Below are 23592 nucleotides of genomic sequence, written 5' to 3'. Positions count from 1 at the left end.
GCGCGCTCATCGCCTGCTGCGCCCTCAGGAATTCGGCGAAATCAAAGGCAAGGCAGCTCGTGGATTACTGCATCTTTTGTTTTCGATTAGCATGGCGCGCTAAACCTGATTCCGAGTCCGCCATGCACCACCGCCAAGTTCCCGTTGCCAGCCGATTATCCGAAGTCCGCTATGAAATTCGTGGTGAGCTTGCACGTCGCGCCCTGGAGCTTGAGCAGCAGGGACGCGCGATCGTCAAGTTGAATATCGGGAACCCCGGGCTGTTCGACTTCGAAGCGCCACCGCACCTGCGCGCTGCCCTGGCAGCCAATCTGCCGCACTCGGATCCGTACTGCCATCAGCAAGGCATGGCCGCCGGCCGCGAAGCCATCGCAATGCGCGAAATCGCGCGGGGCGCGCCGAACGCGAGCCCGAAATCCATTTTCATCGGCAACGGCGTCAGCGAATTGATCGACATTTCGCTCCGGGGTCTTCTGAATCCCGGTGAGGAAGTGCTCGTGCCCTCACCGGACTATCCGTTGTGGACGGCTGCGGTGATCTTGAACGGCGGCCGGGCAGTGCACTACCCCTGCTTGCCGGAACGTGGCTTTCTGCCAGATCCCGAAGACTTGGAAGCGCGGATCACGCCGCGCACCCGGGCGATCGTGGTGATCAACCCGAACAACCCGACGGGCGCGGTCTATCCGAAAGAACTGCTGCAAGCCATTGCCGACATTGCCAGCCGGCACCGCCTGGTGCTGATGGCGGACGAGATTTACGATGGCATCACGTACGATGGTGCGCGCTTTCATCCCTTGGCGCCGCTCGCCCCAGACGCGGTGTGCGTAACGTTCTCGGGCCTATCCAAAGTGCATCGCGCCTGCGGGTGGCGCATTGGTTGGATGAGCCTGTCCGGACCGCTGAAACGGGCCCAAGACTATTTGCATGCGCTGGATTTGCTGTCGGCGCTGCGCCTCTGTGCGAACGTGACGGCGCAGTGGGCGATCGAACCTGCGCTATACGGACCAGACACCATCTCCCCGCTGGTTGCCGCGGGGGGGCGGTTGCATGCCGCCCGTCAGGCCGTAATCGAAGGCGTGGCCGCCTCCCAATTCCTCAGCCTGGTTGCGCCTGCTGGCGCCCTGTACGCGTTTCCGGGCGTCGACACGACATTGTTGCCGGGGTTCGATGACCATCGCTTTGCGCTGGACCTGCTCGAAACCGAAGACGTATTGCTCGTTCCCGGCTCAAGTTTCAACGTGCCCTACCGGACGCACTTCCGGCTGACTCTGTTGCCCCAAGCCAAGCAAATCGAAGACGTGTTTGTACGGCTAGAACGCGCGCTGGAGCGGGCGTCACGTAGCGCCCACCGACACGTCGCCTGATGAGCCTCGTCTTCGAATCAACCGCCGGTGCCGCGGCACCGCGCCGCTTCCTGGCGCTGGGCGATTCGTACACCATCGGCGAGGGCGTCAGTGTCGCCGCGCGCTGGCCCAATCAGCTGATCGCCGCGCTGGATGCCGGCGGCACCCAGTTTGCCGAGCCGACGGTCATTGCCCGTACCGGCTGGACGACCGATGAACTCGATGCGGCCATCGACGATGCACTCGCGCAGGGAACGATCTCGCCACCGTACGATCTTGTCAGCCTGCTGATTGGCGTCAACAATCAGTATCGCGGCCGGCCGGTCAGTGACTACGAACGCGAGTTTGCAGCGCTGCTGCAGCGCGCCCTCCATTTCGCTGGGAAGCAGCCGCAACGTGTGTTTGTGATGTCGATACCGGACTGGGGCGTGACCGCATTTGGCGCGGCAGATCCGCGCGGCACGCGCCAGATTGGCGATGAGATCGATGCGTTCAATGAAGCTGCGCGCGCGGTCGCAACCCGACTGCAAGTCGCGTACATCGATATCACGCCGATATCGCGCCAGAACCCCACCTGGTTGGTGGCCGATCAGCTCCATCCGGATCAGCGTCAGTATCAGGCCTGGGCCGACGCCGCCCTGGCGCATCTGCGGCGATAAACGCGCCGTTTGCCCGCCTTTTTCGGGCATCTCTCCACGCCGATTCGTCGATTTCCGCCAAAACGGACGTTCTGGCTCTGTACAAATCGTGATGAAATCGTTAAAAACAGAAAGTTCGATCCGACGCCACGCCAAGTATGGCAAGGCACGGATCTGAGCACACCATGGTGACCCAACGAACAAGGGCGCAAACGCCCGGAGGAAACATGAATAACAAACGCAATATGCTGGTGACTGGCATCCGCCAGGCCCTGCTGCTCGGTTTGATCGGCAGCACCGGGCTTGGAGCCAGTTCTGCCTTCGCGCAGGACGATCAGGATGCTGGTGCAAAAGAACTGGAGGCCATTGAGGTCACCGGTTCGCGCATCCGTCGTGTCGATTTGGAAACCGCGAGCCCGGTGCAAGTCATCGACGCCGCAGCGATTGAGCGCTCCGGCGCCGTTATCCTCGGCGACGTGCTGCAAGAAATTCCCTCGGTGGCTGGTGCGGCCACGAACGCCTCGGTCAACAACGGCGGTGGCGACGGTCGTGCAACGGTTTCTCTGCGTGGTCTGGGCGAAGAGCGCACGCTGCTCCTGGTCAATGGCCGCCGCGTCAACTATGACGACTTGAACTCGATTCCGATCAACCTGATCGAGCAGATCGAAGTCCTGAAGGACGGCGCCTCGGCGATCTACGGTTCCGACGCGATTGGTGGTGTGGTCAACATCATCATGAAGAAGGACTACGAAGGTGGTTCGGCCTCGATCAACTACGGCGTCAGCGGCGAAGACGACGGTGAGCGTAAGGGCATCAGCGCGACCTTTGGTACCGCTGGCGACCGCGGCAACTTCATTATCAGCGCGTCTTACAACGACCAGGAAGAAGTCAGCGCTGCCGACCGCGATTACTCGGCTCTGGCCCTGACCCTTTCGAGCGGCGTGGTCACCATCGGTGGCTCCAGCCGTACGACGACTGGTTGGTACGCTGTGCCGCGCGCGCTTGCGCAGGCCAACGGCATCAACTGCGGCGGCAGCTCGGCCAACGTCAATCTGACGCGTATCGAAGGCCGCGCGGGCACCGCAATCACCGACTACAAGTGCTTTGAAGCCTCGGACCTGTTCAACTACCAGGCCGTCGGCAACGTGCAGTTGACCCCGCAAGAACGCACGAATGTGTTCGTTTCGGGTACCTACAACGTCACCGACACGATCACTGCCTATGCGGACCTGTGGGCCACGAACACGAGTTCGTTCGGCCAGATCGCCCCGCTGCCGTTTGACGGTCGCCCGGCGAACGACAACATCGTCCTGTCCGGCGACAGCATCTACAACCCGTTCGGCGTCGACATCATCGACAGCCGTCTGCGTCTGTCCCGTATCGGCAACCGCCGCTACGACTACGACACCGACGCCAAGCAATTCAACTTCGGTCTGAAGGGCGGCTTTGGTGACACGTCGTGGACGTGGGATGCCTACGGCAGCTACGGTCGCTACAAGCAAGACAACACCACCACGGGTTACCTGCTGACCTCGGCCCTGGCCGATGCGCTCGGCCCGAGCTTCATCGATGCCGGTGGCGTGGCCCGTTGCGGCACGCCAGGTGCACCGATCGCCAACTGCGTCCCGGTCGACTTCTTCGGCGCCCCGCCGGACCCAAGCTCGGCTGCCGGTCAAGCCCAGCTCGCTGCCCTGGCTGCCATCGCGCCGAACACGCGCAATGTCACCACGCAGTCGCTGAAGACCGTCAACGCCAACTTCTCCGGCGACCTCTTCGAGCTGCCGGCCGGTATGGCCAGCGCCGCCGTGGGCCTGGAATGGCGTGAACAGGACTACGCGTTTGAGCCGGACTTCCTGGCCCAGATCAACACCCAGACGTTTACCTGCTTGATCTCCTCGGAAGCTTGCACGTCGCCGACCAACGGCAGCGTGGAAACCAAGGAAATCTACGGCGAAGCCCTGGTGCCGCTGATGGCTGACGCACCGTTCGCCCAGCGTCTGAACCTGCTGGTCGGTGGCCGTTGGTCGGATTACGACACCTTCGGCAGCACCAGCAACTACAAGATTGGCTTTGAATGGAAGCCGATCGACGACGTGCTGGTCCGTACGACCTACGCAACGGTGTTCCGCGCTCCGACCATTTCTGACCTGTACGCTGGCAACTTCGCCTCGTCGGACGGCTTCAACGATCCGTGTAACGGCTTCACCGGTCCGGCCAACCCGGCCTGCGCGAATGTCCCGACCGACGGCTCGTTCAACCAGACCGACTCGCAGCTGTCGGCGATCAAGGGCGGCAACTCGACCCTCGAGCCGGAAGAAGGCAGCGTGTTTACCTGGGGTGTCGTTTACTCGCCGAGCTTCCTGGATGGTTTCTCGACCACCCTCGACGTGTGGCGCGTGGACCTGGAAAAGACCATCGGCACGTTCGGCACGCAGAACATCCTGAATGCCTGCTTCTCGAGCACGGTCGCCAATCCGTCGCCGTTCTGCCAGCTGTTCAGCCGCGACGCCAACGGCGAAATGGTTCGCCTCTTCGACGTCAACGACAACGTCGGCGAGACCGCCACCAAGGGTCTGGACCTCGGCTTCAAGTACGCCATGGAAACCGACATCGGTAACTTCCGTACCAGCCTCGACACCACCTACGTTGACCAGTTCGACGTGAAGGTCATCGTTGACGGCGAAACGGTTGGCCAGCAGTTCAACGCTGGTACGTTCCTGACGGTTGCCAACGGCGGCCTGGGTAACTACAGCCGCTGGCGCGGTCTGGGCACGGTGGCCTGGAACCTCGGCAACTGGGAAGCTCAGTGGAACACGCGTTACATCCATGGCTTCGCCGTGGGCTCGCTGCGTAACGACGGCCCTTGCGCCGACGCCGCGATTCCGCCTGGCAGCGATGGTTGTAAGTTCACCCGCGGTGCGACCACGTACCACAACCTGCAGTTCGGCTATAACTTCGCTGACTGGAACACCCGCATCCGTCTGGGTATCGACAATGTGGGCGACAAGCAGCCGCCGATCCTCTATCAAAACAACACGCTCAACGGCAACACCGACGAGCGCACGTTTGATACGGTTGGTCGCTACTACTGGGCGAACGTGACGTACACGTTCTAATCCCAGCAAACGAGCACGCATCCAGCCAGTCCACCGGCTGAGGCAGGTTCGAGTGAAGCCGCCAGGGGCAACTCTGGCGGCTTTTTCTATGGGCGCGGCGCCAGGTGTCGATGCCGCATCCGCGGCCACCGTGTGCAGATCGGGAAGAAAGCCATCGCGAGCCATGAAACAGGCGGGCTAGTGTCCTGTCCTGCAAATAACGCGAATAAACTTCTTGCCGATCGAGCCCATGCTGCGTTGGTCGTCGTCGCCGTAGCAACCACTACGTCTCCTTCTCCCGCCTTGCCTTGACTCGAAATTCTTCCAAATTTATTTCGAGCAATTTGCGGGACAGGACACTAGGCTGTCGGGATGTCGAATTGGTACCGCCCACTCTGGACTTTGCTCGCAATCTGTCTTGTGACGGCGTGTGTTGCAGTGAGTGCCGCCGAACCGACCGGCCCCGTTGCCGAGTCGGACGCCAACGATGCCAGCAGTTGGAACAAGCGCTCTGTCGCTGTTGCCCGGAGCAATCCGGAGTTGGCTCGAAGTCACGCCGAAAAAGCACTGCAGCTGGCCGAACAGCAACATTCACCCGACTTGGCAGCCATGGCGCGCGTCAATATTGGTCGCGCCGAGCTGCTGCTGGGCAACTACCCGGCCGCCATTCGCGCCATGCAGAGCGGTTTGGATGCTGCCCGGGTCCACTCCGGTGCGCGCGACATTGCGGTGGCCGCAGAATCGTTGGCCGTGGCGTTTGACCGGGTCGGGCTCTACGAGCAGTCGCTCCGGCTTCACCAGGAGGCCCTGCTTCAGTTTGAGTCGGCAAATGACTTGGAGCGCATGGCGCAGGTTCTGGTCAACCTCGGCAATCTGTACGACAACATGGATCAAGTGCCGCTGTCGCGGAGCCACTATTTGCGCGCACTGGCATTGCTGGATCGAATTGGTGCCGAAAGCGGTCGGGCCAGCATCTACAACAATCTGTCGCAGATCGACGAAGACCAGACGCCAATTTCTGAATCGCTTGGTTTGCTGGATCGGGCCATCACGCTCTACCGACAGGAGAACAATCAGATCGGGCTCGGACTCGCGTATCGGAATCAGGCGAAATTTCTGACCCGCGCTGGTCGACTTGCCGATGCCCGTCTGGCGGTCGATCAGGCCAGATCACTCGCCGAAACAACGGGACACCGCGTGGGTCTGGCCGCTGCCCACGAAGCGGCCGCCGAACTCGCGATGGCGGAAGCGCTACAGGGCCATGCCGCCGAGCATGCGTTGCCCGCTGCGGGGCGCGCGCTCGCTGAGGCCATTGCGATCGCGACTGAGCTGGATGATCCCGACCGGCTTGAACGGTTACTCCGGCTCCAATCAGATTGGCACGAGCAATCCGGACAAGCCGATCTCGCGCTCGACGCGCTGCGTCGTGCCGACACCATGCGCATCCAACGCGAACGCGAGGCCCAATCGCAACGCATGCAAGCGCTGACGGCACAGTATCAAAGCGAGCAGCAGCAGTTGGAGCTCCGGCGTCTCGAAGCCAATGCCAAGGTCCAGGACGACATGCTCGCCAATACGCGCTGGCAGCGAAATGGTTCGCTCGTCGTGTTGCTCCTGCTGATTGGTCTGGCCGCTGTGGGCACGCAGTGGATCCGAACCCGTGACCGGCTATTGGTTACTGAGCGTGCGCAGAACGCCGCGCTACAGCGGACGATGGCCGCACTTGAGCAGGCACGTCGCAGCGCCGATGAAGAGCGTCGCATCAACACCGAGTTGCTGGCGCTCGCGGCAAACGAGGTGGAGGGTTCGCTAAAGCGCGTGCGGGCCACGGTCGAGCGCTTGCTTGGCAGTGCGAGCTTGCCGGTCGATAGCCGGCAACACCTATCGGGCTTGGCCACCACTGCCAACGAAGTGATCGATACGCTGGCCAATCTGGTGACCTTGACGTCGCTGGAACGCGAGCAGGCGACCCTCAGTCAGGCAGAATTCGATTTGGCACAGTTGGTCGACGACTTGGTGACCCAGGCCGATGCCCGAGCATCGGAAAAGCGGCTGCGGCTCAGTGTGACGCGACCGGAGTCGCCGTTGCTGATCCATGCCGATCGGCTCCGCCTGGCCGAGGCGATCGAGCAACTGATCGGCAACGCAATCAAGTTCTCGCCGCCCAACCGACGCATCGAGGTGCGCCTCAGTGCCGCAGACACCGCAATTCGGATTGCGGTTCATGACGAAGGTCCTGGCCTGAACGAGGCCGATCAGCGCAGAGTCTTTGGCCGATTTCAGCGTTTGTCAGCGCGCCCGACCGGTGGTGAGCGCAGTACCGGGCTTGGTCTCGCGCTGGTCAAACGAATCGCCGAACTGCATGGCGGCACGGCCACGTTTGGGCCGTCCTGCCTGCAAGGCGGTGTTTGCTTTTATATCGATCTGCCGGGGCCCAACGCCAATCATGACCCGCTACTCCCGATGGCGAACTTGTGACGGTCGCCGGAATCGATCCGGATCGCGCTAAACCTAAGCGTACCGCCGCGGGCGGGCCATCCGCGGCCGCCGATTGACCCGGCAGCGACCTGCTGATGATTCCGTGCCGCGTCAATAGGCACTACCATGTTGACCCAGGTGAATCCAACCTATTCCGACCCGTCCCACGGACGATGGCGAAATGATGCTGCACTGGCGCAGCAGAGCCATTCACGATGCCCTGGGGCTGGTCGTGGCGCCGCAAGCTGCGGGCGCCGCCATGAGCGGGCGCAACGCCTTCTCAACACCGAAACCAGATCGATCAGGAGCAATTCGTGAAAGAAAAACAAGAAATCGTCGAAAACTGGCTGCCGCGCTACACCGGCGTGCCCCTGCAGGAATTCGGGTCGCACATTCTGCTGACCAACTTTGGTCACTACCTCGAACTGTTTGCCCGGATCATGGGCGGTGGCGTGGTACGTGGCCTCGATCGCCCAATGCCCAGCGTGACGATCGATGGCATCACCCTGATCAACTTCGGCATGGGCAGCGCCAACGCGGCCACCATCATGGACTTGCTGAGCGCGATCCAGCCGAAAGCGGCACTGTTCCTCGGCAAGTGCGGCGGGTTGAAGCGCAAAAACCAGATCGGCGACCTGGTCCTGCCGATCGCGGCAATCCGCGGCGAAGGCACGTCTAACGACTATTTGCTGCCCGAAGTGCCGGCGCTGCCAGCGTTCTCGCTGCAGCGTGCGGTGTCCACCATGATCCGCGACCTCGATTTCGACTACTGGACCGGCACCGTTTACACCACCAACCGCCGGGTCTGGGAACACGACGAACAATTCAAGGAGTACCTGCGCAAAACTCGGGCGATGGCCATCGACATGGAAACCGCAACCATCTTCTCGGCAGGGTTCCACAACGAGATTCCGACCGGCGCGCTGCTTCTGGTCAGTGATCAACCCATGATTCCGGAAGGCGTCAAAACCGAAGCCTCCGATCGCAAGGTCACCGAAGGTTATGTCGAAAACCATGTGCGCGTCGGAATCGAGGCATTGAAGCTGATTCGCCGGCACGGCAAGAGCGTCAAGCATTTGCGCTTCGACGAATAGGGAACAAGACTGAAACAACAGCGCGCTCGCCTGGCGGCAACGGCGAGCGCGGTGCCCACCGCTTTGGCATGGTGCCGCGTCGGTGGCATCATGGTGGGGGCACTGGTGCACGGTCCGCGCCTATTGGCGCGATCCCTGCGTCACACCTGTTTCGTTTCCCTAAGGAAGGCCCCACGATGATCCGCCGGCTGCAGCGCTTCGACATGGGTGATCTGGCCCGTCGCGAGCACTACTTTTTTAGTCTTTACCGGGTGCTGACTGCGGCGCTTCTGGTGTTTGTGTGCTTCAGTTCGTATTCGCGGTCGATCATCAGTATCGACTCGCCACGCGTCCTGGGTGGCGTGGCCATCTTCTATCTGATCGCGTCAACCGCCATTTTCAGTCTGGTGCAAACCAAACTCCGGCGGTTGATCTGGGCATCGCGCGTCGGGCTCGGGCTCGACATCATGGCCGCGGCACTGGCCATTCAGTTCAGTCAGGGCCTAGACAGCGGCATCGCGACACTACTGGTCATGAATGTCGCGTGCGGCGCCGTCGTGTTTCCGCTGCCGTCGGCTTTGGTATTTGCGACCGCAGCGAGCATCTCAGGCTTTGTCCTGTACACCTGGGACGTGCAGCGGACTGGCGGCCTGCCCGAGCGAAGTGTCGGCGAAGTGGCAGTGTACGTATTGATCTATTTCGCGGTAACCGGGCTCGCGCAGCTGTTGCAGAGCGAGGTGGCGAAGCGACAGCAGGTGGTGGAGCGGCAGGAGACCGATATTGCCGGTCTGTCCCAGTTGAACGACCTGATCATTCGCCGCATGCGGACCGGCGTGCTCGTGCTCAGTGACGAGCAGATCGTCCGCTTCAATGAAGCGGCGTGGGTCCTGCTCGGATCGGTGCCGGCTCAGGCCAACATGTCGCTTGCCGAACGTTCGCCCGATCTTTGGGCGCGGTTTGTCCACTGGCGCAATACGGGCGCAAACGATGAGCAGGCGATGTCGGTCGCCGATGGCACGCCCGAGGTGGTGCCACGATTTGTGGCCGTTCCGCAGGCGGGCCGACCCACGACCATTGTGTTTCTGGAAGACACCTCAATGGTCGCGCGCCAAGCCGAGGAGCTGACACTGAGCTCGCTCGGTCGTCTGTCGGCGAGCATCGCGCACGAGATTCGGAACCCCTTGGGAGCGATCTCTCACGCCTCGCAATTGTTGGCGGAGTCCGACCATCTGAACGAGTCGGATCTGCATTTGTTGGGAATCGTCCGCAAGCACTGCCTGCGCATGAATGCGATCATCGAAAACATTCTGCAGTTGTCACGGCGCAAGCGGTCTCGGCCGGAGACCATCGACTTGTCCCGCTGGGTGCAGGACTTCGTGCAGGAATACCGGTCCGTGCAGCCTCTGGGCCAGGATCAGCTGCATGCAATGGCGGAAGAGTCATTACCCATGGTGGTGTTCGACCCGGATCAATTGCAGCAAGTGGCCTGGAATCTGACCAAGAATGCGCTTCGGTATGGACGAAAGCCCGGTGAGCCTGCGCAAGTTTGGGTGAAGGCCAGACGGATCGACGAACAAGGCCCCGTGGTGATGGAGGTCAACGACGCCGGCCCCGGAGTCGACCCCAAGCTCGCAACTGAAATCTTCGATCCATTCTTCAGTACCGGCGAGCAGAGCACCGGTCTGGGGCTCTACATCGCGTCGCAGGTCTGTTCGGCCAACCAAGCCAGCCTGGACTTCGTTCCGGCGCCGGAGGGCGGCGCCTGTTTCCGGGTGACCTTTCAGTCATTCCAGAGCCTGGCCAGGCTCATGGACGATGCATGACACACCCGTTTCATTCAGGTCGGCGGCGATCGGCATCCACGGTGCGCGAACTCGGCATGCCAGGTGACGAAACTGGTCACTTTTGCTAGAAATCTGGTCCGGACAAGAGGTAGGGCATGGCACGACAAAACGCACTGGTGATCGACGACGAGCCAGACATTCGCGAACTTCTGGTCCTGACCCTGACCCGGATGGGCTTGGCGGTCGACACGGCGGGCACCGTCAAAGAGGCCCTGGAACGCCTGGCCCAGCATCGCTACGACCTGTGTTTTACCGACATGCGCCTCCCCGATGGCAGCGGTCAGGAAATCATTGAATTCGTTGCGAAACATCAGCCCAGCATGCCGATCGCCATGATCACCGCGCACGGCAACATGGATGCCGCCGTCACGGCGCTGAAGGCCGGCGCATTCGATTTTGTAACAAAACCTGTCGACTTGAGTGTCTTGCGGCGCATGGTCAACAGCGCGCTCAAGCTTGGCGAGCCGAAAAAACCGGACGCCGGTCGCAGTCCTGCGGCGACAGGCGTTGCGCAAGGTCCGGTGGCAAGTCGACTCATTGGCCAGTCTGCAGCGATGCAACAACTCAAGGCCACCGTGGCCAAGGTGGCGCGGAGCCAAGCGCCCGTCCATATTTTTGGCGAGTCGGGGACAGGCAAGGAATTGGTGGCCCGGCTGATTCATGAACAAGGCCCGCGTGCCGGCGGCCCCTTTCTGGCCGTCAACTGCGGCGCCATCCCAACCGAACTGATGGAAAGTGAGTTCTTCGGCCACAAGAAAGGCAGCTTCACCGGCGCCGTCAGCGACAAGGACGGTATGTTCGTCGCGGCGAACGGCGGTACCCTGTTCCTGGACGAGGTTGCCGATTTGCCTATTCATATGCAGGTCAAACTGCTGCGCGTGATCCAGGAAAAGGCGGTGCGGCCGGTTGGATCGACGGCCGAGGCGACGATTGATGTGCGCATTCTGAGTGCCACGCATAAACATCTGGAACATCTGGTTGCCGAGGGCCGATTTCGCCAAGACCTTTATTACCGCATCAACGTGATCGAGCTCCGGGTGCCTGCACTCCGCGAACGCGGCGAAGATATCCCGATCCTGGCCAACGCCTACCTGGCGCGGATGGCTGCAGACTGGCACCTCGATCGGATCGATCTCGACAGCAGCGCGCTGGACGAACTCAGCCGCTACGACTTCCCTGGCAATGTTCGCGAGCTCGAGAACATTCTGGAACGGGCCGTGGCGCTGTGCGACGAACATACGATTCGCGCCGCCGATTTGGGAATCGGGGCGAACCGCTCCGATGTCGCCCCGCCGCGGCTTCTGGAACCGGTCGAGGACGAAGGTGACCCGGACGGCGACCCGGCTGATCTGGAAGGCTACGTTGCCAGCATCGAGCGTAAGGCCATAATTGAGGCCTTGGCAGCAACCCAGAACAACAAAACGAAAGCGGCTGAGCGGCTGGGAATCTCGTTCCGAGCGCTGCGCTACAAGCTCAAGAAACTTGGAGTCTGATCATGTCTGAAGTGAACTCAGCCGCCGTGCCGTTTCCGCGCACGCGTTGGCAAGCCGGTCTGGTCCATCTGGCCGCCAGTGTGGTCGTGGGGCTGGCCATCTTGATGCTCATCCGTTTTGCCTGGTATCCCGAAGTGCTGTTCTATATCGCCGGCGGGGCGAATCTGGCCATGTTGATTGTCGGATGCGATGTGATCATCGGCCCGCTGCTCACGACCATCGTATTCAAGCGCGGCAAGAAGACCCTGAAGTTCGATCTCGCCGTCATTCTGCTGCTGCAGATTGCGGCCATGGTCTATGGCACTTATGTGCTCTACACAGCCCGACCCGTTGTGCTGATCGCGGCGGGTGACCGAATCTATGCGGTGGGCTACAACCAGCTTGATCCAGAATACTGGAAGAGAGCGCCACCCACCGTGAAGCTCTCGGCTTGGGGCCCGACCCAGTATTCGGTGAGCAAGCCTTTTGATCCGATTCTGCAGAATCAGATGATTGATGAGTTGTTGCGCGGCAATGATCTGCACATGCTCCCCTGGATGTATCGCCCCTACGCCGATGGCCGCCAGACGCTACTGAATTCTGCGCGCCTTGACGCGCAAGGCCAGGCCTTTGTGCCCCTGGTCGCTCGCAAAGGCAATGGCATGGCCTACCTCGATTCGTCTGGTGATCTAAAACAAATGAAAGAAGGCGACCCTTGGGAAACTGCCAAACCCGTCCCTTGATTCGCTTGGCATGGGCTGTGCTACATTTCCCCTGCGGGCTAGGCCGCTAACCCAATTCAAAGGAATCCCCATGAAGAAGACCCAAGGTTTTACCCTGATCGAGCTGATGATCGTTGTCGCCATTATCGCCATTCTGGCCGCGATTGCTCTGCCGGCTTATCAGGACTACACGATCCGCGCTCAAGTTTCTGAATGCCCGACGCTGGCTGCTGGCGCCAAGACCGCCGTTGCCGAAACCTTCCAGAACACCGGTACGTTCCCGACCTCGAACACGGAAGCCGGCATGGCCGCTGCGACGGAAATCGTGGGTAACTATGTGACGCAAGTCGAAGTTAGCGGCGCAGGCGTCATCACCTGCACGTTCGGTAACGACGCGAACACGCTGATCGCTGGCCAGAACATGACGCTGACCCCGGACGGCACCACGAACGTCGGCAGCATCACGTGGCAATGCGGTGGCTCGATCGATGCCAAGTACCGCCCAAGCAGCTGCCGTCCGTAATACCTAAGTTTCACCTGGTTGTACGAGAGGGGCGCCCATGGCGCCCCTCTCTGTTTTTGGTAGCCTGGTAGCCCAGAATCGGCTCATTCGGATCGCCATGTCCTGGAGACCTGCCGACCCTGGCCTAAGGCACTAGAGCGCGCCAAGCTGTTTAACTCTGTCTGTCGCCATTGCAACTTTTCAGGCCGCGCGGAAACGGTCGGTATCTCCCGTCCCGAATCCAGTAGTGGGTATCGCCACTGAACCTGTCCGCGCGTTTTGGCCTGCTGACCCGACTCAATTGGTCAGGCAACATACGGCATTGGGCTGCGCAGCGGCAGCCTTCATCAAGCGAATCAACCTCTGCGACCCTTGCCGTGGCACAGGATTTGCTTCGTTGACCTTAGTTTCACTCAGCGAAGGCCATTTATGACAGCGCGTCCAACCCAGGGCTTCACGCTCATCGAATTGATGATTGTCGTCGCGATCATCGCGATATTGGCGGGTATGGCAATCGGCGCTTACCAGGATTACATCATCCGAACCCAGGTCGCTGAATGTGGATCCCTAGCGGGACCAGTGCAACTCGGCGCGCTTGAGTACTACGCGGATCAAGGCGTCTTCCCGACGTCCAACCTCCAAGCGGGGCTGCCAGCCGGAGACGAATACGAGGGTGCATACATTTCCCGCGTCGAATTGACCGCTGCAGGCGACGTGGCGTGCACGTTCTCTTCAACGGCGCCTCAGCAAGCCAACGGCGAACTTGATGGCGCGTCGATGCTTCTGACACCGATTGATGAGGGTGGCTCGGTCAATTGGGAATGCTCGAGCACGACGATCTCAAGCTATCGGCTCGCGACGATCTGCCGCTGAACGGCGATGTTGGCTGACGCTCGCGTCAATACGCTCGCTAAAGAGGCACACAGCCAACCGCTTCAGAACGGCTGCGGCAAACAGCTAGAGCGAGCGCGCCAGCAATATGTGTCCCGATTCCTAGTGAACTGGCAGCGACCGCGCTATCGGCATACGCACATTCGAAGCAAGAACATTCGGCGCGGCCCTAACGGCTGCGCCGAACCCGGTTGAGTGAACCAAAGCGCAGTCAACTGCCAAGCACTTGGCTGTATCGGCAATGCATGTTTGTCGCGACACGCTGAGTCAACCTGATCATCAGCCCGATTCACGTCAATACAACGCGTCATTCCCGAAGAGCATCCCGCCTGCCCGGACCAGTCGCTCCCGCTTACAATCGACTGCCGACCCGGCGACACTGCATCGATCACGATCGCCATTCATCAGGAAACCGGCTGCAGAAGCACCAAGCCCTGTACGACTGCCGCCACAATGAACCCGCTCAGAAAGAACAAGTAGCTCCAGCGCAGGTACGGGTATTTATAGACCGCCAGATACGTGCCGAGCCCATAGACGTCGCGGGTCATGGCGCGATAGATCCGACCGTCGTTATCGAGTTGACTTGCCACCTCGCGCTCAAAGCGGTCCAAGTTCAAACCCGAAAAGTGGCCAAAAAAGAACAGATTGAAATCGCTCGGCAGCGGACCATCGGGCTGCTTGAAGCGGCGGAATTTGGGCAGTACAGCGAGAATCGCCAGCAGTAGCGCGAGCAGCGTGAACACCAGCAACGTCGCCGCAGACGCCATCAAGGTCGGATCGTTGAGTCGGCCCAATGCGAGGCTCATGACAATCGATGACACCGTGATAATGATATTGGCCTTGGTGTCGGCCAAAGTGCTCATCTGAACGTGGTGCTGCTGACAGGTTCGAAGCAGATTGTCAGCCGTATTGCGCTCCACGACTCCCAGAAACGGGCCCGCGATAGAATCAGAAGTGCTTGGTTGCTCGGTGCTCATGGCCAACCTTGGTGACGAGAAGGAATCGTGATATTGGCGTGTGGCCAGAACTTGTCAATCGGTGCCCAAACCAAATCCCGATCGTCCAGGCGCACCCGACTCGCCAACCCTCTGGACGCGATCGGTCAGCCGAACTGACAATCCATGTCCGGGTGGTTCCGCCTCAATCGTCATCATGCTGTTGGAATCGCCAACATCACCGGATCAGGAGTCCCCCATGCAATACCTGTTGATGATCTTCGAAGACGAGACCAAATATGGCGACGATCCGAACAGCCAAGCGTGGCAGGACATCGTCGCAGCCCACGGTGCGCTGGCTGCCGAGATGGAGGCCGCCGGCGTCCTGCGTGGTGGTGCCGGCCTGATGGCCACGAACCTCGCCACGACCGTTCGTCGCCAAGGGCAGAAGGTGACCATTCACGACGGCCCGTGGGCGGAGACGCGGGAGCAGCTCGGAGGCTACTACGTGATCGACGTGCCTGATCTGGACAGCGCCCTCGGCTGGGCGAAGCGAATCCCGATGCTGGGTGATGGCTCGGTCGAAATCCGGCCGACGATCCCCGAAGAACCCACCACCTGAATCGACGGGCATGACGTGAGCGACGCCTAAGTCCGGGCGTCGACTCACCGATCACCATGGTCACTTCAACGCAACACGATCCCATTGCGACGCTGTACGAGCAGTCGGCAGCCAAGTTGATTGCGCAACTCATCGCGCGCTTACACCACTTCGAGCGCGCCGAAGATGCGCTGGCCGAGTCATTCGCCAAAGCTGCAGCACTCTGGCCCGTGGACGGCTGGCCAGCACAGCCAGAAGCCTGGCTGTTGCGCACGGCACTGAACCACGACTTGGATCAGATCAAGCATCAACGCGTCACCGAACGCTTTGCCAATGCACTGGTCGAGCACGAGCGCGCGCACCGGAATGATGACGCGATCAGCGGCAAATCCGATCGGCTCGCGCTGTTCTTTCTCTGCGCGCATCCAAGCTTGAGCCCTGATACGCAAGCGATGCTCATGCTGCGTTACTGTGCGCTCGTACCGCCCGCTGGGATCGCGCGCGCGTTCCAGCTTGATACCGACACGTTGACCCGCCGCCTCAGCCGCGCCAAACACAAACTCGAACACGCGGGGGTGTCATTTCAGCTCCCAGACCAAGCATGTTGGCCAGACCGCCTACCCGTCGTGCTCGCCGCGCTGGAGGTTCTGTATGACCAGAGTTACGCCGACTTGGCCGGTGGCAAAGAAATCGAAGCGTTGGCACGAGATGCCTTTCAGCTTACCCATCAACTCCTGAACCTGATTCCCGACGCCGCCGAACTCTGGGGATTTGCCGCCATGTTGTGCTTCGCCGAAAGCCGACGCCCAGCCCGTCTCGATGATGACGGCACGATGATTCCGCTGAGCGAACAGGATCCCAAACGCTGGAACCAAGCCCTGATCCGTCGCGGCGCAAGATACTTGCTGCGTGCCGCCAAGATGAAGCAACCCGGTCCCTATCAATGGCGCGCGAGCATCAGTGCTGCGTATGCGCGCCGGCTTGAGCTTGGATACACGCCGTGGCGTGATGTCTTACACGGATACGAAGCCCTTGCAGCACTGAGCGACACGCCGATGCTGCAGATCAATTTGGCCTTAGCAGAGGCAGCAACTGGGCAGCTGCAACAGGCTTGGGACCGCCTTGAACAACTAGACAAGAGCTTAGTGGATCACAACCAAGCGTACTGTCTCGCACGCGCAGAGCTGCTCCATTTGCGGGGCGCATTCGAAGATGCGAAAGCGCTCCTTCAGCGCGCAAAAATGCAGAGTAGAGGCGCAGCTGAGCGACGTTTCATCGAAAAGAAGTATCGCGCGTGGCACGCGCAGGAAATCAATATGCAGCGAGATCCCTCAGACTGATCAGTGCTTTGCCGGAGTCGTTGTTGCGCGATGCGAATCCAGCAATGTCCTTAACGAAAGCGACCTCGCGCCGACGGGCTTGCTGCGACCCTCAACAATCCGCGGTCACCACCAAGCCTTATCTCTCAACACTGCCTTGGCTTGACCGCGGCCAATCGCGCCAAGACGGCCAACGATCCTTAGACGTAAGCAATTGCATCGGTGTCCTTACCAACGCGCAGAGAAGTGCGCCCACGTGTCACGAAATCTAAAGTGGATCTAGACCAATCAATCCTGAGATGCGAGACCCGCAATAAGGCCGATACGAAGCCTACATCGGCAAAGGCCGGATCCGGACCCATTGCTCAAGAATCAAGCACTAGCGTGTTTGATTGTCTGCGGGCCATCCATGGTCCCTATCGCTACTGACCTTGCCCCGTTGCCCCTCAAAGTGCGCGCAGTGCATCATCTCATCGGCCAAAGAGAATCAGCAGCACAGTGCAAACCAGGAGTCATCCGCGCAAACACGAAGCGGTTTTTGGAAGCAAACGCGTATATCGTCCTCCCGACGTGTCGCCCTGCCGAGCATGCTAACGCTCGCCTACGACACTGAATCAGTAACGCCCTAGTGTCCTCCCCGGGTACAAGCCCTATTGAATTGATGTACTGCCGCCCGTGCAGACAAGCAGGACGCGCTCGGACCAACATCGGGGCGACATCGTCATAGCACAGATATGCGCCGCCACACATTCGGAGTACGAGAGACATGATGAAACGAATTCTTGCTGTCGTTGCGGTCGCGCTTGGGCTGATCCCAAGTGCTGAGGCGCAAATCTCCGCGTGCGCAAACATGGGATCGGGATCACTATTTTGTGATACGCCCGTGCCTCGTTCGTCCCAGTGGGGCATGAGCGCGTGCATCAGCGTCAACATCAACGAGAAGAATCGCCGCCTCTGTCAGGCAGCGGGTGGGTCGTGGGTAGTGCCACCCAGTGGCAATCCCTCGTGTGTGGGGCTTCCTGCTGGACTGTTCATGGGTGTGGGGGCCTGGACGAACGACATCTCCGAGCAACAGTTGAACGCCTTCGGGGGTATTGACCCCGGCTGCGCAACCATCGCCGTCACAGCGGGAGCCGATCCAGGCTGCGGCACAGTGGGCCAAACCTGGGAGTCTGGGTATCTGACGCTTGACAAGAAGATCAAGAACGTCAGCTATATGCGCAAGGACGAAAACGGGTGTAACCCTGGCGTCGCTGTGAATGAGAACTTCATGGTGGGCTACTCGGCAACGCTGAACTGCCCGCTGGACGCCGCAGCCTATCCGATCGTTGGTACCGGCAAGATCATGTGCGGCGACATTACCGGCGATGTTTGCGACGTCGCGAATCCCGTCGACCCTGCCTCGGGCGAAAAGCGACACTCTGAGACCACCCTCGCCGGGCTCAGCATGAGTGATCTGCTGCAGGTCTACTATCGCTCCTATGGTCAGTGGGGACCCGCCGGAGCCGAAGGCATTCTCGGAAACTACTGGCGATTCGCGTTCGATCGCCGCGTACGCAACTACGATGCCAATGCGATCATTGTGCATATCGCTGGCAGCGAACCGATCATGCTTCGAAAGAACACATCGGGTGTCTACACAGCCATCAACGTGACCAAGACCTTTGGTCGAACTGTTGTCATCAATGCGAGCGGATTCCTGCTGACCGACCTTGATCAAAGCCAATGGCAGTTTGGCCTCGACGGACGACTGATGTCCATCGAATACGCCGATGGCAGAACGGTCAACGTCGCTTGGGGAACCAATACCGTTGCGCTGACGGATCAGAGTGGACGATCCGTCTTGATTGATAGCGAAGACGTTCAGCAGGACTTTGGGCCGGTTCACAATGTCACCGTTGGCAAGCGATTCGAAATTGCCGATCAGTCTGGCCAGACCGTTGTCGTCGACACCCGGCAGCCAGGCATCGTGGTCGGCATCACCACCGCAGCCGGCACGCGCCAGTTCCTGTACGAAGATGCCGCATTCCCATCCGGGTTGACGGGCATCAAGGATGAGTTGGGCGTTCAGCACCGTCGGTACACCTATGTCAACAATCGCGTCTCGGAAGAGTTCATTCGAGTTGGCGGTACGGATATCCGCCAGTTCGCATTCTCATATAGCTACAGCGGTGTCCCGACCGGTCAGCGCAACGTGACCATCACCAACGCGCTGAACCAGTCGAGCACCGCGAACATCCGCGTCTCGGGCAACGTGCGGCGCCTCTACACGCAGACTGACAACTGCGCTAGCTGCGGCTCGAACACCATGTCCAACAGCTACAACGGCGACGGTACGTTGGCAGCAACGATTGATCTCCGCGGTGTTCGCACTGAATACACGTGGGACTCGGCACGCGCTCTGGAAACCCAACGCATCGAAGCGAAGAGCGCGCCGGGCGTGACCAACCCAACTGTCAAGCGCACGATTCAGACTGATTGGCACCCCACGTTCCGTCTGCCCATCAAGAAGCGTCGTTACAACAACCTGAATGTGCTGGAGCAGATCAAGAGCTGGGCGTATAACGATCGCGGCCAAGTGACCGCCGAGTGTACCCACGACCCCGCCGTCTCTGGCGCATCCACTTATGCCTGCGGCAGCGCGGCGAATGCGTCACTAGGCGTCCGCCAAACCACCTATGCATATCTCTGCACGGGCCCTGGCTCCAATGACCCGAACACGTGCCCAATCAAGGGCCAACTCGCAACGATCGATGGCCCGAGAACCGATGTCGCCGACATCACGACGATGGCCTACTACCAGTCCGATGACCCCAACTGCGCGCTGAGTGCGACTGCTTGCGCCTACCGTCGCGGCGACCTGCATACGGTGACGAATGCGTTGGGGCATGTGACCGAGTACGTCAAGTATGACCTCGCCGGTCGTCTCGCCCGAGTGCGCGACCCGAATGGCGTGCTGACCGACTATGCCTACGACACCCTGGGTCGAATCCAAGATACAACCGTGCGCGCGAATGCCGATGGCACCCCCTCGGCAGACGACATCACCACTTCGGTGACTTACGAATCATTCGGTGCTGTGAAACGAAACACCCAGCCTGACGGCAGCTACCTCGAATACAGCTACGACAGCGCGCACCGTCTGGTTGGCGTCTCCGACAATCTTGGTAACCAGATCACCTACGTCTTGGATGCCGCCGGCAACCGCACACTGGAACAGACCAAAGACCCGCAAGGCAACGTCAAGCGCCTCCTTGCCGCCCAGTTCGATGGGTTCTCCCGACTAAAGGCGCAGATCAACGCGCCATATGCCGGCATGCCGAATCTCGACGATCCCGCTGTCAAGAAGACGAGCAATATCTATGACATGAACGGCAACCTGGACCTGCTGATCGATCCCCTTGGTCGCGTGACCGACCACGACTACGATGAGCTGAATCGCCTAAAGAAAGTCGTCGAAGACAAGGCGACGGGCGGCATCAACGCCACCACCCAGTACGAGTACGACACTCGCGACAATACCCGCAAGGTGATTGATCCCAAGTCGCTGCAAACGATCTACACGTACAATGGCCTGGATGACCTGACCCAGTTGCAGAGCCCCGATACCGGCACGACGCTTTACACGCACGATCAGGCCGGCAACGTTCTGACGCAAACAGATGCCCGGGGCAAAGTAACCACCAATACCTATGATGCGCTCGGACGACTGGCAACGCGTTCGTATTTGGACACGTCGTTGAACGAGGTGTACAGCTACGACATGGCACCAAGTGGATGCACCAATGGCTACCAGATTGGCCGCCTGGGTTTTGTTACGGACCAGTCCGGCAGCACGGCGTACTGCTACGACCGGCAAGGGCGCATAGTATCGAAGGTACAGATAACAACTGGTGGCGCCAATCAGGTAGTTTACACTTACACCAAGTCTGACCAGATCGAAACAGTCACTTACCCGAGTGGCAGAAGCATTCGGTATCAACGAGATTCACTGGGGAGGGTAGCGGTAGTCCATATGCAGGAAACGCCCTTGTCGGTTGAATCCGTGCTGATTGCGGACGTTGCCTACTTGCCTTTCGGCCCTGTCTCGCAGATCACCTGGGGTACAGGAGTGACTCAAACAAGAACCTATGATCAGAACTACTGGATTGATGAAATCGCTTCGTCAGCACCAACGGGACTTCAAGCGAACTACGAGTTGGACGACCTCGGAAACATCGCCGCGATCATTGCCGGAACGACTAATCGAGGGTACACCTACGATGCGCTGTATCGCCTGACGGGGCAGCAGGAAAATGGCTCGAACATACGATCCTATACCTACGACGCAACAGGCAATCGAATGAGCTTCAGCACCGATCAGGTGGGAAGCTCGCAAACATACGACTATCAGCCCACTTCACATAGGCTAGTCTCAGTTGCCGGTGTAAGCCGCACCTACGACCCGAACGGAAACCTGACCACTCCTGCAACTACGAATCCAGCAAGCCCGAACTTTAGCTACGGCGATCACAATCGAATGACTGAAGTCTCGGTAAGCGGGCAGGCTCGATCGCAATTCAAATACAACTACAAGGGTGAGCGAGTGCTCAAAGAGCGAATCATCGAAGGTGGCCGCATCTACGGCTATGTCTTCGATGAGTCGGGTCGTCTGATAGGCGAGTACGCCGATCAATCAGCGTCAGTTCTGGCGGAGTACTTCTGGGTCGACGACCTGCCGGTGTCGATGGTCAGCGGAGGGAGCGCATTCGCGATTGAAGTCGATCACCTTGCTACTCCGCGCCGCGTTATGGGCCTTGACCAATCCAAGTGGTCCTGGGATGTTCTGACCGATCCGTTTGGTAATACCCCACCCAATGAGGATCCAGATGGCGATGGTGGCGCGATGGTTTTCAATCTCCGGTTCCCTGGGCAGTACTATGACCGTGATACCGAGTTGAACTATAACTATATGCGCGACTATGAGGCGATAACGGGCCGATACGTGGAAAGTGATCCTATCGGGTTGGAGGGAGGCGTAAGCACCTATAGCTACGTTGAGGCGAATCCGCTCGATGCAATAGATCCTTTTGGGGAGCAGGCTGGTCGGGTTGGCGGAGGAGCGGCTAGAAAGGCTGCTGAGAAGATGATGCGAGAATATGGGAAAAGGTTAGCGACGTGTATGGCGGCTTACACGGCGTACTCGCGTCTTGAAGGGTGGCCGCCGGGATCAGGTGGCGTATGCAAGAGATGCACAAAAGATATGGCTTGTGACGATGCGTCAGCGAACTGTGCGTGCTGGGCAACAGCAGTTCAGTTGCGGAAGAAGTACCTCAAACTCAAATGTGATTATGTGATGCCAGGTTCAATATCCAAAGGCTCAAAGAACCAGGAGCAGAAACATCGAGCAGCCTTGTACACGCCAAGCGGAGCTCGGAAATGGTGTTGCTATTTCGCCGCAAAGCGATTCTCGGAGGAGAATTTCTAGGGCCGGGCTGCACGTGTAGAGAGGTCTCGGTGTTCTATGGTCTGGAGCGATGCCAATGAGATAATAGTCTGTTCCTGTTTTGGGGAGTTCGGCAAAAGGAACGAACTCCCTACCGGTCCTAAAGACTAAGAACGGATCGTTCATGCTGTCGAAGGAATGTCGCTTGGCCCAGGCTTTTCGCCGAGACTTCCAAGGGTGATTTGGCCGGGCAGGCTTGTGGTTGCTTCTGGAAAGTGCGGTGAGCGATGGTTACTCGCTAGACCAAAGGCTCACAGAGCGGCAGTCGCCCGTTCTTGGATGCCGCGCGTTGGTCCTGGCTATTTGGCGGCGGAAGGAATCTTCGGCAGGACGAAGGTTTGACCTTGCAGCGATTGATTTGCAAGCCCTCGACCTGGCTTGATTGGGAAAGGTCGCTCCAAGCAAGGTGCGACTGGGCAGATACCGATTCTCGGAATCTCCCCAATAGGAACGGCTAGGCACTCAGTAACGACTAGATGCACGCCAATTCTCCGCGCAGTTCTAATAGTTCTGGGCGGAAACTGGAGTTCGAATCCGGCTAACCGGTCGCAAGTTTGACCGATCAGAGGGCGAAAATGCAGGCGATCACCACGTGGTTGCATGTCATCGCCAAGGCGGATAGGAAAAGATTGACGTGCTACACACCAATTCTCATCTGGCTTCATGCGGAAAAGGCACGCCACGGTTATTGCAGAGAGAGATTGCAGTTCACTTGTTAGCCCATTAGGCCTAAGAATCTCGATCGCCGTTTCTAATCATCAAAGTAGCACTAGTTCGAATGCGGCATACTATGCATCTGATCTTCAGCAATTCTAGTATCAAGTTCGTAGGCAAACGAACGACAGCATGGCGGTTTGGGTAAGATCTACACCGTCTCATGGAGGCCAAATGTCCGTTTCGAGAGAGCACATTCCACTTGACGATTTGGACTTCATTGAGTATTTGGGGAGCGGCGAGTTCTTATTACACTTAGTTGATCTTGACGAAGTGTGTTTCGCGGCTATAGTTCCTAAACTTGAACAGTTGTCCTTGGCTGCAGAATCCGATCCTTCAGTTGTAGAGTTTCTCGAAGTCCTTTTTCGGTTGCGAAGTTCGGAAAAATCTAGTGTTGAGAATAGAGTTGCCATAGTATCGATGCTTCAAACATGCATTGATGAAATGGGAGCTGTAGGCACGCATAAAGCTCGCAAAGTT

Annotated in this window: 14 protein-coding genes; 13 read left to right on the top strand and 1 reads right to left on the bottom strand. The window is 59.3% G+C overall.

Annotated elements, in window-relative coordinates:
* Window positions 1–122: 122 nt before the first annotated feature.
* The 10 genes from C7S18_RS19010 to C7S18_RS18965 all read left to right on the top strand — a co-directional run bounded on the left by C7S18_RS19010 (window position 123) and on the right by C7S18_RS18965 (window position 14040).
* Complete coding sequence (locus C7S18_RS19010) at window positions 123–1364, top strand: aminotransferase class I/II-fold pyridoxal phosphate-dependent enzyme (protein ID WP_106893048.1); 1242 nt, start codon at window positions 123–125, stop codon at window positions 1362–1364.
* Complete coding sequence (locus C7S18_RS19005) at window positions 1364–2002, top strand: SGNH/GDSL hydrolase family protein (protein ID WP_106893047.1); 639 nt, start codon at window positions 1364–1366, stop codon at window positions 2000–2002. The genes C7S18_RS19010 and C7S18_RS19005 overlap by 1 nt, the downstream gene beginning before the upstream one ends.
* A gap of 206 nt (window positions 2003–2208) precedes the next feature.
* The gene (locus C7S18_RS19000; RefSeq protein ID WP_170113361.1) at window positions 2209–5097 is read left to right on the top strand and encodes a TonB-dependent receptor plug domain-containing protein; all 2889 of its coding nucleotides are present in this window, start codon (window positions 2209–2211) and stop codon (window positions 5095–5097) included.
* 417 nt (window positions 5098–5514) lie between these two features.
* Complete coding sequence (locus tag C7S18_RS18995) at window positions 5515–7554, top strand: ATP-binding protein (RefSeq protein WP_170113360.1); 2040 nt, start codon at window positions 5515–5517, stop codon at window positions 7552–7554.
* Window positions 7555–7868: 314 nt separating this feature from the next.
* Entirely contained in the window at window positions 7869–8648 is a 780-nt protein-coding gene (locus tag C7S18_RS18990) for an AMP nucleosidase (RefSeq protein WP_106893044.1), read from the top strand.
* Window positions 8649–8824: 176 nt separating this feature from the next.
* The gene (locus C7S18_RS18985; protein WP_170113359.1) at window positions 8825–10450 is read left to right on the top strand and encodes a sensor histidine kinase; all 1626 of its coding nucleotides are present in this window, start codon (window positions 8825–8827) and stop codon (window positions 10448–10450) included.
* 116 nt (window positions 10451–10566) lie between these two features.
* Entirely contained in the window at window positions 10567–11964 is a 1398-nt protein-coding gene (locus C7S18_RS18980) for a sigma-54-dependent transcriptional regulator (RefSeq protein ID WP_106893042.1), read from the top strand.
* A 2-nt stretch (window positions 11965–11966) separates the two neighbouring features.
* Window positions 11967–12686 (top strand): hypothetical protein, encoded by a 720-nt coding sequence (locus C7S18_RS18975; protein ID WP_106893041.1) that lies wholly within the window; start codon window positions 11967–11969, stop codon window positions 12684–12686.
* 70 nt (window positions 12687–12756) lie between these two features.
* Window positions 12757–13188, top strand: coding sequence for a pilin (locus C7S18_RS18970; RefSeq protein ID WP_106893040.1), 432 nt, complete (start codon window positions 12757–12759; stop codon window positions 13186–13188).
* A 408-nt stretch (window positions 13189–13596) separates the two neighbouring features.
* Window positions 13597–14040: a pilin gene (locus C7S18_RS18965; RefSeq protein WP_106893039.1), complete on the top strand. Its 444-nt coding sequence runs from the start codon at window positions 13597–13599 to the stop codon at window positions 14038–14040.
* A gap of 422 nt (window positions 14041–14462) precedes the next feature.
* On the opposite strand, the gene C7S18_RS18960 is transcribed toward C7S18_RS18965, so the two are convergent.
* Entirely contained in the window at window positions 14463–15035 is a 573-nt protein-coding gene (locus C7S18_RS18960; RefSeq protein WP_106893038.1) for a Pycsar system effector family protein, read from the bottom strand.
* A gap of 217 nt (window positions 15036–15252) precedes the next feature.
* Here C7S18_RS18960 and C7S18_RS18955 point away from each other — a divergent pair, with 217 nt between their 5' ends.
* The 3 genes from C7S18_RS18955 to C7S18_RS18945 all read left to right on the top strand — a co-directional run bounded on the left by C7S18_RS18955 (window position 15253) and on the right by C7S18_RS18945 (window position 22380).
* Window positions 15253–15615: a YciI family protein gene (locus C7S18_RS18955; RefSeq protein WP_106894107.1), complete on the top strand. Its 363-nt coding sequence runs from the start codon at window positions 15253–15255 to the stop codon at window positions 15613–15615.
* Window positions 15616–15671: 56 nt separating this feature from the next.
* Window positions 15672–16934, top strand: a complete 1263-nt coding sequence (locus tag C7S18_RS18950; RefSeq protein WP_106893037.1) for an RNA polymerase sigma factor — start codon at window positions 15672–15674, stop codon at window positions 16932–16934.
* An 862-nt stretch (window positions 16935–17796) separates the two neighbouring features.
* Complete coding sequence (locus C7S18_RS18945; protein WP_206207927.1) at window positions 17797–22380, top strand: RHS repeat protein; 4584 nt, start codon at window positions 17797–17799, stop codon at window positions 22378–22380.
* Window positions 22381–23592: the final 1212 nt, after the last annotated feature.

The organism is Ahniella affigens (assembly GCF_003015185.1).
In the GTDB taxonomy this organism is placed as follows: domain Bacteria; phylum Pseudomonadota; class Gammaproteobacteria; order Xanthomonadales; family Ahniellaceae; genus Ahniella; species Ahniella affigens.
The sequence above is the reverse complement of the archived record's forward strand: the minus strand, read 5'-3'. Positions and strand labels throughout refer to the sequence as shown.